This is a genomic window from Albidovulum sp. (assembly GCF_008933605.1).
In the GTDB taxonomy this organism is placed as follows: domain Bacteria; phylum Pseudomonadota; class Alphaproteobacteria; order Rhodobacterales; family Rhodobacteraceae; genus Albidovulum.
The window spans coordinates 1-12,683 of sequence record NZ_WBUS01000095.1 but is presented as its reverse complement, the minus strand read 5'-3'; the positions used below and the strand labels follow the sequence as shown (position 1 = coordinate 12,683).

Genomic DNA, 12,683 nt, shown 5'->3' with positions numbered 1-12,683 from the left:
CGGACGACGCGGGACACCTCCTCCGCGCTGCGCGGCCGGGCGAGCAGCGCGGCGGGCGTGACTCCCTTCCGCCTGGGCTCCTCAAGATAACGCGGCCCGGCCGGACCGATCGTCCCCGCGGGCAGGGAGGCGGCAAGCGTCTCGGCGAAGGCGGTATCGGCGGGGTTCAGCATGGGCCGATGAAGCACGCGCCGGAGCCCCGCCGCAAGGGGTCAGTCGAGCGGGCGCGGCGCGAGCGCGATCACCGTCGGCCGCGACGGTAGCGTGGCGAGCGAGACCTCGACCGCGCTTTCCCTGCGGATCTCGATGACGAAGTCATCCTCCATCCCGGCGAGAAAGCGCGCCAGGTTCTCCGGCCCGAACCAGTGCATCGGCAGCACGACCGAGGAGCGGAGCCTCTGCAGCACCCGGATCATCGTCGGCAGGTCGAGCGTCATGCCGCCGTCGACCGGCGCCATGACGACGTCGAGCCGGCCGAGCGCCGCGTATTGTTCCGGCGTCGGCTCGTGGTGCAGGTGGCCGAGGTGCCCGATGCAGAGACCCGCCGCCTCGAAGACGAAGATCGAGTTGCCGGCGGACTCCACCGTGCCGCCAAACCCGCGAATGTCGGTCGGGACATTGCGCACCAGCATCTCGCCGAGGTCGAGGTGGTGATCGGCGGGCTCGCCCGTGTAGTCCCAGCCCTGCAGCACATGCGGGATGCGCGCGTCGGGCTCCGAAGTCCAGTGCGAGGAATGGGCGTGGTTCATCGTCACCACGTCCGGCACGACATCGGCGGAACCGAGGCGCCCGGTGTAGTCGGTGGCGACGGAAAGGCCACCGGGCGTCTCGATCAGGAAGGTCGAGTGGCCGACGTAGCTGAGGCGCACCGTCTCGGCAGGCAGCGGGTCGCCCCATTTCGCCTGCCACACCATGTCGGGCGCAGACCGGGCAATGGCGATGCAGTGGCTCGGCGAGCGCGTCTGAGCCAGGGCGGGGACGCCGGTGGCGGCGAGGCAGGCAGCGAGGGATATGGCGCGGATCCAGGTCATTGCAGCCTCCGGGATCCAGCCTAGCATGACTCGGCTCCCGCGACGGCATCCGAATGTGCCACGCCTAGGTGCCGGCCTTCACCTTCGTCCAGAGCCTGGTCCGGCCGCGCAGCGCCTTGGCGTCGAGGCTGCGATCGGGGAACAGGCGCTCCCTCACTTCCTGCGGCGGATAGAGCCCGGGATCGCCAAGGATCGCCGGATCGACATGGGCGGAGGCCGCCGCGTTGGCATTCGCGAAGAAGACCGTGTTGGTCACGTCCGCGATCACCTCGGGCCTGAGCATGTAGTCGATGAAGGCATAGGCCGCGTCGATGCGCGCCGAATCCGCCGGGATCGCCATCAGGTCGATCCACATCAGCGTCCCCTCCCGGGGGATCGCATAGGCGATCTCGACGCCGTTTCCGGCTTCGGTGGCACGGGCCTGGGCAATTCCGGCATCGCCGCTATAGACCAGCGCCGCACAGATGTTGCCTGCGGCAAGGTCGCCGGTGGCCTTCTGGTTGCTGAAATAGCGCAGCGAGGGCGCAATGGCCGAGAGTAGCGCACCGGCGCGGTCCAGTTCGGCGGGTTCGTCGGAATATGGCTCGGCGCCGAGATAGTTGAGCGCGATCGACAGGACCTCCACCGGTGAATCGAGCATGGCGATGCCGCAATCGGCCAGCTTTGCCGCGTTCTCCGGCTTGAAGATCACATCGAGCGTGTCCATCGGCTGATCGCCAAGCCGTTCCGCGACCAGCGCCGGGTTGTAGGCGACGCCGATGGTGCCCCAGGTATAGGGCACGCCAAGCTGGCGCCCCCCTGGCACCGCATCCAGCGCGGTAAGGACCGCCAAGTCGAGGTTGCGGTAATTGGCGAGCCGGTCCGGGTCCACCGGCAGGAGCGCCCCGGCCTGGAATTCGCGTTCCGCGCTGGAGGCGGCGGGAAAGACCACGTCATAGCCGCTGCCGCCGGTGAGCAGCTTGGTCTCCAGCAGTTCGTTGGAATCGAAGTAGTCGAGTGTCACCTGCGTGCCCGTCTCGGCCTCGTAGCGCGCGATCGTCTCGGCGCCGAAATAGTCGGCCCAGTTGTAGATGGCGAGGTGGTCCGCGTTGGCCCGGGGCGCAGCGACGAACGTGGCTCCAAGCAGGGTCGCAACGGTTCCGGCGGCGCGGACCCCTGATGCGGCGCGGAATCCGGCACCGATGATGGCAGTCTTGCAGCGGTCCATGATTTCCTCCGTCCCTCGGCCCTGACACGGCAAGGATAGGGATTGTCCCTAATCCCGTGAATTCGGCTATAAGGATACGCCTATAGGAGTATATCCGGCATGGATGGCACCACCGGACACCTGCCCGAAGCCTGGGCCGCCGCGCTGGCCGAGCTCGTCGGTGCGCTGGATGGCGCGCGATTTCCTGCCGCCCTCCGACGGGTACTTGGCCTTTGCTGCCAGTTCGATTCGCTGGTCATCACGCGCTATGCGGGCACCGCGCCGCCGCAGGCGCTGTTTCACGATCTCGACGAGGTGCAGGCGGCGATCACGGTCGCCTTCTATGCGACCGGCCCCTATCTCCTCGACCCGTTCTACCAGGCCTGCCGCAACCGTCAGGGGCCGGGGGTCTACCGGCTGCGCGACATCGCGGCCAAAGGGTTCTTCCGGTCGGAATATTACCGCAGCTTCTATCGCAGGACGCGTATCGGCGACGAGATCGCCCTCTTGATCCCGGACGGGGCCGAAGGCTGGATCACGCTGTCGCTCGCCCGGCGCCTTCGCCGGATCGCCTTCGGCGAAGCCGATGCGGCGGCGCTGAACGCCGTGTTCCCCCTCGCCCGCGACGCCGTCTTGCGGCAATGGGGAACGCCCGATCGCAGGCAGGGCGCACAGGCCGATCAGGACATCGAGACGCGGCTGGCGCTTTTCGCGGCCGATCAGCTCAGCCCGCGCGAGGCAGAGGTTGTCCAGTTGATCCTCAGCGGCCACTCCACCGCCGCAGCCGCGGACGCGCTGGGCATATCGCCCGGCACGGTCAAGGTTCACCGCAGGCACGCCTATGCCAAGCTGGATGTCGCCTCGCAGTCCGAACTCTTCTCGCTCGCGACCCGTTTCCTGATGGCGCAGTCCGGCTGAACGCAGCCCCGATCCGGCCCCGGGCGTGGCTCAGCCCATGTCGGTCCGGCCGCGGCGGTCGCTGCGCAGGTTCGCGTAGAGCACGTGGTTGCGCCAGCGGCCGTTGATCTGGAGATAGCTCTGGGCGACGCCCTCGTACTTGTAGCCGCATTTTTCGAGCACCCCGCGCGAGGCGGCATTCTCCGGCAGGCAAGCGCTTTCGAGGCGGCTGATGTCGAGCGTGGTGAAGCAATGGTGAATGACGGCGCGCAGCGCCTCGGCCATGTAGCCCTGACGGGCATGGGGCGCACCGACCCAGTAACCGATCGTCGCCGCCTGCGCCGGCCCGCGGCGGATGTTGTCCACCGTCACCGCGCCGAGGAGGGCCTGGTCCGACCGGCGGATCAGGAAGAGCGGCATGGCCGTCCCCCCCGAGAAGGCACGCGCCGCCCAGTAGACGCGGTTGATGAATGCCTTGCGGGTAAGGTGGTCGGCCGACCATGTCGGCTCCCAAGGGCTGAGGAAGGCCCGGCTGTCCTCCCGCAGGCTCGCCCAGGACCGGAAGTCGGAATGCTGCGGAAGGCGGAGCGTCATCCGCTCCGTCTCGATGCGGACCTTCCGCCGCCCCACGAGCATCAGGCGGCGAGCCTTTCGCGCAGCCGGTCGAGCGTCGGCGCCCGATTGACCGGGCCATAGAGCGCGAGCGCGGTCGCCGCGCTGCCCACGATCCCTTCGGCAAAGCGCAGGACGTCGTCGCGGGTGACGGCCTCGATCTCGGCCGCGCTTTCCTCCACGGTCTGCACCCGGCCCCAGATCGCGGTATGCCGTGCCATGCGCTCGGACCGGCCCGAGGGGCTTTCGAGCCCCATGAGAAGCCCCGCCTTCATCTGCGCCCGCGCCCGCGCCACCTCGGCCTCGGTCATGTCCTCGGCCGCGCGCTTCATCTCCTCGACGGTGAGGCCGGCGAGGTCGCCGATCTCCTCGGCCGAGGTGCCGGCATAGATCGTCAGCATCCCGGTGTCGTCGTAGGCACCCGTCTGCGCATAGATCGAATAGCAGAGGCCCCGCTCCTCGCGGATCTTCTGGAAGAGGCGCGAGGACATCCCGCCGCCGAGCGCGGTCGTATAGACCTGCGCGGTGTGGAAGTCGGCGTGCCGCACGCTCGGGGCCTCGAACCCGAGCGCGAAATGGACCTGTTCGAGGTCCTTCACCTCGCGCCGCTCGCTGCCCTGCCAGAGCGCGGGCTGGAGGCTCTTGCGGCCGACCGGGGCGAGATCGCCAAAGGCGACCTCGGCGGCCCGCACCACCTGGTCGTGATCGACCGCGCCGGCGGCCGAGAGGATCATCTGGTCTGGCCCGTAATGCTCGCCGATGAAGCCGGTGAGGTCCTTGCGCCCGAAGGCCGCGACGCGCTCCGCCGGGCCGAGGATGGTGCGGCCGAGCGCCTGGCCGGGGAAGGCGGCTTCCTGCAGCCAGTCGAAGATGATGTCGTCGGGCGTGTCGAGCGCCTGGCCGATCTCCTGCAGGATCACGTGGCGCTCGGTCTCGATCTCCTTGGGGTCGAAGACCGGGTTCAGCACGATGTCGGAGATGACGTCGAGCGCCATGGGCACGTCGGGTTCCAGCACCCGCGCGTAGTAGGCGGTCATCTCCCGCGAGGTATAGGCGTTGATGTAGCCGCCCACGTCCTCGATCTCCTCGGCGATGCGGGCGGCGGAGCGGCGCTTCGTGCCCTTGAACGCCATGTGTTCGAGGAAATGGGCGATGCCGTTCTGTTCGGCCCGCTCGTGCCGGCCGCCGGCGGTCAGCCAGACGCCCACGGCGGCCGAGGCGAGGCCCGGCATCCGCTCGGTGACGATGCGCAAGCCATTGGGAAGCGTGGTGAGAAGGACGGTCAATTCCTGCGCCTTTCCTGGATCAGCGCCTCAAGCGCCGCGAGGTCGTTCGGGACGGAGGTCACACGTTCGGGCCGGGCGAAGAGATCGGCCATGCGGTCGGGCAGCCCCGGGCGGTGTCCCGTCGCGCGTTCTACCGCGTCGGGGAACTTCGCCGGATGCGCGGTGGCGAGCGTGATCATCGGCACGGCCGGGTCGCGCGTCGCCTCGGCCACGGCGACGCCGACGGCGGAATGCGGGCAGAGCAGTTCGCCCGTCTCGCGGTGCGTCCGGGCGATCGTCGCCAGCGTCTCCTCCTCCGAGACCCGGCCCGAGGCGTAGAGGGCGCGCAGTGCCTGCAGCGCGCCCTGGCTGACGCCGAAGCCGCCCTTCGCCTTCAGCTCCTCCATGAGCTGCGCCACCGCCCGGCCGTCGCGGCCATAGGCGTCGAAAAGCGCGCGCTCGAAGTTCGACGAGACCTGGATGTCCATCGAGGGCGAGAGCGAGGGCTTCACCCCGTCGGTCGCGTAGCGCCCCGTCGTCAGGCAGCGATGCAGGATGTCGTTCTGGTTCGTCGCGATCACCAGCCTGTCGACCGGCAGCCCCATGCGCTTCGCGATGTAGCCCGCGAAGATGTCCCCGAAGTTGCCGGTCGGCACCGTGAAGCTGACCGGGCGGCGCGGTGCGCCGAGCGAGACGGCGGCGGTGAAGTAGTAGACCACCTGCGCCAGCACCCGCGCCCAGTTGATCGAGTTGACGCCGGCAAGGCCGACCGCGTCGCGGAAGGCGAAATCGTTGAACATGTCCTTGAGCCGCGCCTGACAGTCGTCGAAATCGCCCTTGAGCGCAAGGGCGTGGACATTCGCCTCGGACGGCGTCGTCATCTGCCGGCGCTGCACCTCGCTCACCCGGCCCTCGGGGAAGAGGATGAAGACGTCGACATTGTCCAGCCCCCGGAACGCCTCGATCGCCGCCGATCCGGTATCGCCCGATGTCGCGCCGACGATGGTGATCCGTTTGCCTTCCCGTTTCAGCGCGATCTGGAAGAGCTGCCCGATGAGTTGCATCGCGAAGTCCTTGAACGCGAGCGTCGGGCCGTGGAACAGTTCCAGCAGGAAATGGTTGGGCGCAAGCTGCACAAGGGGCGCGCGGGCGGCATGGCCGAAGCCCCGGTAGGCGGCGTCGATGGCGCCACGGAACTCGGCATCGGTGAAGGTGTCGCCGACGAAGGGCCGCATCACGCGAAAGGCCGTCTCCTCGTAAGAGAGGCCCGCGAGGGCGGCGATGTCATCCGGCGTGATCACCGGGACCTGCTCGGGCACATAAAGGCCGCCGTCGCGGGCAAGGCCCGTCAGCATCGCCTCGCCGAAGCTCAGGACCGGAGCAGCGCCCCGGGTGGAGACATAGCGCATGGATCGTCCCTCAGCCTACCCGCCGCCTGATACGCCACAGAAAGAAGACTGTCATCCCCGCCCAGACGGCAGCGAGGGAAAACCAGGTGATCGCATACTGGCGGTGATCGTTCGGGATGGCCACGGTGCCGACCGGCACAGGCTCCACGCCTTGCGCGTCACCCTCGACGTCGCGGGCCACGACCATCACCGGCTCGGTGGCGAGTGCCGCGGCGAGCGCCGACACGTCGCGCGCGAACCAGAGCCCGGCGGCGGCGTCCGGTGGCGGCGTGAAGGCATCCGTCTCGTCCGGCCAGTGGAGGTTTCCGGCGACCGTCAGCGCGACGGGCGTCCGCGGCATCCCGCGCCCGGCCTCGGGTAGGAACCCGCGGTCGAGGAGGATGCGGCGGCCGTCGTCGGTCTCGAAGGCGGCGATCACCTCGTAGCCCGCCCCCTCGCCCTTCCTGCCCGACAGCACGAGGGCCTCTTCCCCGGTGGTGCGTCCGGCAAGCGTAACCGGCCGGTAGAGGTCGGCGACGGGATCAGGGTAGGCGAGCGTGTCCAAGGGCACGGGGTCGGCCGCGATCCGCGTCTCGATCGCCGCGACGATTCCTTCCTTCCAGTGAAGCCGCCGCATCTGCCAGAGACCGAGCGACAGAAGCACCGCCACGCCGCCGGCTCCGACGATCAGGAGAAAGAGTAACCGCCGCATGTGCCCTCAAAGACGAAGCGCGGGGACCGGCCCCGCGCCTGGCCATTCCGCTCGGCCCTGGCCGATCAGGCGCTGCCCCAGATGTAGATCGCGGCGAAGAGGAAGAGCCAAATCACATCGACGAAGTGCCAGTACCAGGCCGCCGTCTCGAAGCCCACATGCTGTTCCGGCGTGAAGTGACCCTTCATCGCGCGGAACATGCAGACCAGCAGGAAGATCGTTCCGATGATGACGTGCGCGCCGTGGAAGCCCGTCGCCATGAAGAACGAGGCGCCGTAGATGTTGCCGGCGAAGCCGAAGGCGGCGTGGCTGTATTCGTAGGCCTGGAAGATGGTGAAGAGCGCGCCCAGCGCCGCGCCGAGCGCGAGACCCGAGATCATGTCGCGCCGGTTGTTCTCGTGCACCAGCGCATGGTGCGCCCAGGTCACCGCGGCGCCGGAGCAGAGCAGGATGAGCGTGTTGATGAGCGGCAAGTGCCAGGGATCGAAGGTCTCGATCCCCGCGGGCGGCCAGACCCCGTCCACGAGCGGGCTGTCCGGACCCATCGGGTAGAGCGCGTGCTTGAAGAAGGTCCAGAACCAGGCCGAGAAGAACATCACCTCGGACATGATGAAGAGGATGAAGCCGTAGCGCAGGCCGATCCGGACGACGGGCGTGTGATCGCCCGTGTTGCCCTCGTGGACGACGTCCGCCCACCAGCCGTACATGACGTAGAGCACCAGCGCCACGCCCGCGAGGAAGAGGAAGGGCGTCACGCCCTTCATCCACAGGACGGCACCGAAGAGCATGACAAAGGCGCCGGCCGCCCCGAGCAGGGGCCAGAGCGAGGGCTTGAGAATGTGGTAGTCGTGGTTCTTTGCGTGCGCCATGTCGGTTTCCCTGCTTGGGCCTCAGTTGTAGCCGGCCGTCGTCGCAGGCGAAAGGCTCGCCTGCTCTTCCGGCAGTTCGGTCTGGTAGAAGGTATAGCTTAGCGTGATGTTGCGGATGCGGCCCGCGTCGCGGTCCCGGAGCATCTCGGGGTCGACGTAGAACACGACCGGCATCTCCACCCGCTCGCCCGGCTTCAGCACCTGTTCGGTGAAGCAGAAGCATTCGATCTTGGTGAAGTAGTAGCCCGCGAGATCGGGGGCGACGTTGTAGGCGGCGGTGCCGGCGACCGGCTTGTCGGTCGGATTGTAGGCCTCGTAGAAAGCCATGCCCGTCTCGCCGATCCTCAGCCGCATCTCGGTCTGCTTCGGCCGGAATTCCCAGGGCATCCTGGCTTCGGTGTTGGCGTCGAAGCGGACGGTGACGTATTCGTCGACGACCTTGCTCAGGTTTTCGGCCTGGACGCCCGGCGTGCCGCCGTAGCCGGTGACCCGGCAGAACCAGTCGTAGAAGGGCACAGCCGCCCAGGCGAGCGCGCCCATCGTGACCGCGACCCCGACCAGCAGTGCCGCCACACGGCCATTTCCGCCCGGCCGCGTCATTTCTGCGCCTCCGCGGCCGCCGGCAGCTTGCCTTCGCGCAGATGCGAGATCTTCACCAGCGAGAGCCCGAAGATCAGCGCCACGAAGGCGCCGAGGACAAGCCCGAGGCCGAGGTTGCGGCCGCGCCGGCGGGCGTGGAGCTCATGCTCTGGATGAATGGCCATCACCAGCCCCCCAGTCCGAAGGTCATGAGGCTGCGCTCCACGAGAAGGGCGGCGAAATGGAGGAAGAGATAGACGAGCGAGAAGCGGAAGAACGCCCTTTCGGCCTTGTACCGGTCGGCCCCGGCCGCCGCCTCGTCGCGCCGGGCGATGCGCAGGGCGCCGAGGACGAAGAGCGTGTTCAGCACGAGCGCCGTCGCGAGCACGACGGGTCCGCCGATCGACGACAGCGCCAACGCCAGCGCGAAGGGGGCAAGGAGGATCGTGTAGGCGAGGATGTGCCGCCTCGTCGCCGCGCGGCCGTGAGTGACCGTCAGCATCGGCACGCCAGCGTTCGAGTAGTCGTCCTTCATGAAAAGCGCGAGCGCCCAGAAGTGCGGCGGCGTCCACATGAAGATCAGCGCGAACATGAGAAGGCTTTCGAGGCTGACGCCACCGGTGGCGACCGCCCAGCCGATCATCGGCGGGAAGGCCCCGGCGGCGCCGCCGATCACGATGTTCTGCGGCGTCGTGCGCTTCAGCCAGATCGTGTAGACGACGACGTAGAAGAAGATGGTGAAGGCGAGGAAGGCCCCCGCGAACCAGTTCGCCGCCAGCCCGAGCATGACGCAGGAGATGCCCGACAGCGCGAGGCCGAGGCCCAGCGCCTCGCCCGCGCCGACGCGGCCGGACGGAATCGGGCGCGATGCGGTCCGGCGCATCACCCGGTCGATGTCGGCGTCATACCACATGTTGAGCGCGCCCGAAGCGCCGCCGCCGAGCGCGATGAACAGGATCGCGGTAAAGGCGACGAAGGGATGGACCGGTACCGGCGCAACGATCAGCCCGACCATCGCGGTGAAGACGACGAGCGACATGACGCGCGGCTTCAGAAGCTGCACGTAGTCGCCGAAGCCGGCTTCCCGCCCACGGTCGATGGCGCTCAGGTCGCTCATCCCTCAGGTCCCCTCCCCGCCGGCGGCCAGTATCAGTCGGCCGAAGCGACCTTGATCGGCGCCGAGACGCCGAGGCCCGCGGTCTTGGTCCGGGCAAGCCAGTCATCGTAGACCGCCTGGCTCACGACCTTCACGGTGATCGGCATATAGGCGTGGTCCTTGCCGCAAAGTTCCGAACACTGGCCGAAATAGACACCCTCCCGCTCGGCGTTGAACCAGAGCTGGGCGATCCGGCCGGGCACGGCGTCCTGCTTCACGGCGAAGGCGGGCACCGTCCAGGCGTGGATCACGTCCAGCGCGGTGACCTGCACGAGAACGGTCTTGCCCACCGGGACGACCACGGCGTTGTCGGTCGCCAGAAGGTATTCGTCGGGCGCATAACCGTTCGCCTCGAGCTCGTCGCGGCCGAGCAGGAAGCTGTCGAAGGCAATCTGCTCGTCCGGGTATTCGTAGGACCAGAACCACTGGTTGCCGGTCGCCTTGATCACCAGATCGGGGTCGGCGGGCATTTCCTGCTGCTTGAAGAGCGTCGGTAGCGAGAAGGAACCCAGGACGACGAGGATCAGCACCGGAATCAGCGTCCAGGTGATCTCGAGCGGCGTGTTGTGGCTGAACTTCGCCGGCGTCGGGTTGGCCCGGCTGTTGAAGCGCAGGATGACGATGAGAAGGAGCGTCAGCACCAGTGCGACGACCGCGATACAGAGCCAGAGCAGCATGTGATCGAGCCACTGCTGGTCCCGCGCGAGTTCCGTTGCCGCTGGCTGGAACCCCGTGCCCGTGCCGCTGGGATCGGGTTTGCCGACGACCTCGAGCCCGGTGATCCCGTCCTGGGCCCAGGCGGCCCCGGCGATCAGGCTGGCGGTGATGGCGGCCCCGAGGCCGGAGAGAGAGGGTGCAAAACGCATGTCGAGTTCCCGTTCCTGCCGCGGCTTCTTTCCGCCGCTTTCAGCCCCGCCCGGACCCGAAACCTGCTTCGGGACGGCCGGTTGTATCCGGGTTCTCTAAAATCATATTAGAGGAAGTGCGACAAGCGAAACCATTGCGGCACGTCGCCGCTTTTTGACTTATATCAAGGACGAAAAGGCCAGAGCGATGACAGATGTCCGCTTTTCCCCCTTCGAGACGGCACTCGACCCGGGCCGCGCGCTCGCGATTCTGCGCGAGGCCGTGGCGGGGGGCGACGACGGCGAACTCTTCCTGGAGCGGCGCCGGTCCGAGGCCCTGATGTTCGACGACGGCCGGCTCAGGACGGCGAGCTACGACGCCTCCGAGGGATTCGGGCTCCGCGCGATCCGGGGCGAGGTCTCCGGCTATGCCCATGCGACGGAGATCTCGGAAGCGGCGCTCAGGCGCGCCGCGGAGACGGCGCGCCTCGCCGTCGGCCGGGGCGGCGGCACCATGGCCCCCCCGCCGCCGGGCACCAACCTGAAGCTCTATACAGACGCCGACCCGATGGCCGACGCCAGTTTCGGCGTGAAGGTGGAAACCTTGCGCGAGATCGACGCCTTTGCCCGTGCGCTCGACCCCCGGGTGGTGCAGGTCTCGGCCACCATCGCCGCCTCCTTGCAGGAGGTCTGCATCCTGCGCCCCGAGGGTGGGCTCGTCTCCGACATCCGCCCCATGGCGCGGCTCAACGTCTCGGTGATCGTGGAAGAGAACGGGCGCCGCGAATCGGGCTCGACTGGCGGCGGCGGGCGCGCCGGGCTGGCGGCGCTCATGACGCCCGCGCACTGGCAGGACGCGGCGCGCGAGGCGCTGAGGATCGCGCTCGACAACCTCCGCGCGGAGGCGGCTCCGGCGGGCGTCATGGACGTGGCGCTCGGTGCGGGGTGGCCCGGCATCCTTCTGCACGAGGCGGTGGGACACGGGCTCGAGGGCGACTTCAACCGCAAGAAGACCTCGGCCTTTGCCGGGCTCATGGGCCAGCGGGTCGCGGCGAAGGGGGTGACCGTGCTCGACGACGGCACCATCCCGGACCGGCGCGGCTCCATCACCGTGGACGACGAGGGCACGCCCTCGGGCCGGAACGTGCTGATCGAGGACGGGGTGCTCGTGGGCTTCATGCAGGACCGGCAGAACGCCCGCCTCATGGGCGTCACACCCACCGGCAACGGGCGGCGCGAGAGCTTCGCCCACGCGCCGATGCCGAGGATGACCAACACCTACATGCTGGGCGGCGGCGCCGATCCGGCCGATGTGGTGGCCGAGGTCAGGGACGGCATCTATGCCGTGGGCTTCGGCGGCGGCCAAGTCGACATCACCAATGGCAAGTTCGTGTTTTCCTGCACCGAGGCCTACCGGGTGAGGAACGGCAAGCTCGGCGCGCCGGTCAAGGGCGCGACCCTGATCGGCGACGGCGCGACGGCCTTGAGGAACATCCGCGCCATCGGCAACGACATGAAGCTCGACCCCGGCATCGGCAACTGCGGCAAGGCAGGCCAGTGGGTGCCGGTCGGCGTCGGCCAGCCGACACTCCTGATCGGCGGGCTGACCGTGGGCGGATCGGCGGCGTGAGGGGGGGCGCGGCCACGCGAGCGAAGCGATGAAGGGCGTGGCGGTCTATGTCGCCGCGGCCCTGGCCGAAATCGCCGGCTGCTTCGCCTTTTGGGCCTGGCTGCGGCTCGACCGGTCCGCGCTCTGGCTCCTTCCCGGAATGACGGCGCTGGCGGTCTTCGCCTGGCTTCTGGCGCAAAGCCCGGCGGTCCTCGCCGGCCGCGCCTATGCGGCCTATGGCGGCGTCTACATCGCCGCCTCGCTCGTCTGGCTCTGGCGGGTGGAGGGGCAGCGGCCGGATCAATGGGATATCGCCGGGGCCGCGATCTGCCTCGCCGGCGCGGCGCTGATCCTCTGGGCCCCGCGCCAGGGCTGAGAGGCCGGACACGAAACACTGCGTTTCCACCGCGACGCGGGGGAATAGCAGGGCGAATCGTAACCATTGATTAACCTTGAGGTTGCAAGGTGCCCTTGCGAATGAGGCGAAGGCACGAGGGACAAAGGTTTGTTTTCTTACCCCACCCCCTTCACCCC

General features: G+C 68.4%; 14 protein-coding genes. 3 read left to right on the top strand and 11 right to left on the bottom strand.

Annotated elements, in window-relative coordinates:
• Positions 1–212: 212 nt before the first annotated feature.
• On the bottom strand, positions 213–1,031 hold the full coding sequence (locus F9K34_RS12620; protein WP_291337324.1) for an MBL fold metallo-hydrolase: 819 nt from the start codon (positions 1,029–1,031) through the stop codon (positions 213–215).
• 64 nt (positions 1,032–1,095) lie between these two features.
• Entirely contained in the window at positions 1,096–2,238 is a 1,143-nt protein-coding gene (locus F9K34_RS12615) for an extracellular solute-binding protein (protein ID WP_291337323.1), read from the bottom strand.
• A gap of 99 nt (positions 2,239–2,337) precedes the next feature.
• Between F9K34_RS12615 and F9K34_RS12610 the strand changes: the two genes are divergently transcribed.
• Entirely contained in the window at positions 2,338–3,135 is a 798-nt protein-coding gene (locus F9K34_RS12610) for a helix-turn-helix transcriptional regulator (protein WP_291337322.1), read from the top strand.
• Positions 3,136–3,165: 30 nt separating this feature from the next.
• On the opposite strand, the gene F9K34_RS12605 is transcribed toward F9K34_RS12610, so the two are convergent.
• From F9K34_RS12605 to coxB, 9 genes are all read right to left on the bottom strand, one after another.
• On the bottom strand, positions 3,166–3,750 hold the full coding sequence (locus tag F9K34_RS12605; protein ID WP_291337321.1) for a GNAT family N-acetyltransferase: 585 nt from the start codon (positions 3,748–3,750) through the stop codon (positions 3,166–3,168).
• The gene (locus tag F9K34_RS12600; RefSeq protein ID WP_291337320.1) at positions 3,750–5,012 is read right to left on the bottom strand and encodes a M16 family metallopeptidase; all 1,263 of its coding nucleotides are present in this window, start codon (positions 5,010–5,012) and stop codon (positions 3,750–3,752) included. Before F9K34_RS12600 ends, F9K34_RS12605 begins: the two co-directional genes overlap by 1 nt.
• Positions 5,009–6,400 (bottom strand): threonine synthase, encoded by a 1,392-nt coding sequence (gene thrC / locus F9K34_RS12595; protein WP_291337319.1) that lies wholly within the window; start codon positions 6,398–6,400, stop codon positions 5,009–5,011. Before thrC ends, F9K34_RS12600 begins: the two co-directional genes overlap by 4 nt.
• A gap of 10 nt (positions 6,401–6,410) precedes the next feature.
• Positions 6,411–7,091 carry an SURF1 family protein gene (locus F9K34_RS12590; protein WP_291337318.1) on the bottom strand — a complete coding sequence of 227 codons (681 nt, stop codon included), beginning with the start codon at positions 7,089–7,091 and terminating at the stop codon, positions 6,411–6,413.
• A 65-nt stretch (positions 7,092–7,156) separates the two neighbouring features.
• Positions 7,157–7,960, bottom strand: a complete 804-nt coding sequence (locus F9K34_RS12585; RefSeq protein ID WP_291337317.1) for a cytochrome c oxidase subunit 3 — start codon at positions 7,958–7,960, stop codon at positions 7,157–7,159.
• Positions 7,961–7,981: 21 nt separating this feature from the next.
• Positions 7,982–8,560: a cytochrome c oxidase assembly protein gene (locus F9K34_RS12580; protein WP_291337316.1), complete on the bottom strand. Its 579-nt coding sequence runs from the start codon at positions 8,558–8,560 to the stop codon at positions 7,982–7,984.
• Complete coding sequence (locus tag F9K34_RS12575) at positions 8,557–8,724, bottom strand: hypothetical protein (RefSeq protein WP_291337315.1); 168 nt, start codon at positions 8,722–8,724, stop codon at positions 8,557–8,559. Before F9K34_RS12575 ends, F9K34_RS12580 begins: the two co-directional genes overlap by 4 nt.
• Entirely contained in the window at positions 8,724–9,656 is a 933-nt protein-coding gene (cyoE, locus tag F9K34_RS12570; RefSeq protein WP_291337314.1) for a heme o synthase, read from the bottom strand. Before cyoE ends, F9K34_RS12575 begins: the two co-directional genes overlap by 1 nt.
• Positions 9,657–9,688: 32 nt before the next feature.
• Positions 9,689–10,561, bottom strand: a complete 873-nt coding sequence (coxB, locus tag F9K34_RS12565; protein WP_291337313.1) for a cytochrome c oxidase subunit II — start codon at positions 10,559–10,561, stop codon at positions 9,689–9,691.
• Positions 10,562–10,748: 187 nt separating this feature from the next.
• Here coxB and tldD point away from each other — a divergent pair, with 187 nt between their 5' ends.
• Complete coding sequence (tldD, locus tag F9K34_RS12560) at positions 10,749–12,170, top strand: metalloprotease TldD (protein WP_291337312.1); 1,422 nt, start codon at positions 10,749–10,751, stop codon at positions 12,168–12,170.
• Between the two features lie 28 nt (positions 12,171–12,198).
• Positions 12,199–12,525 (top strand): YnfA family protein, encoded by a 327-nt coding sequence (locus F9K34_RS12555; protein WP_291337311.1) that lies wholly within the window; start codon positions 12,199–12,201, stop codon positions 12,523–12,525.
• Positions 12,526–12,683: the final 158 nt, after the last annotated feature.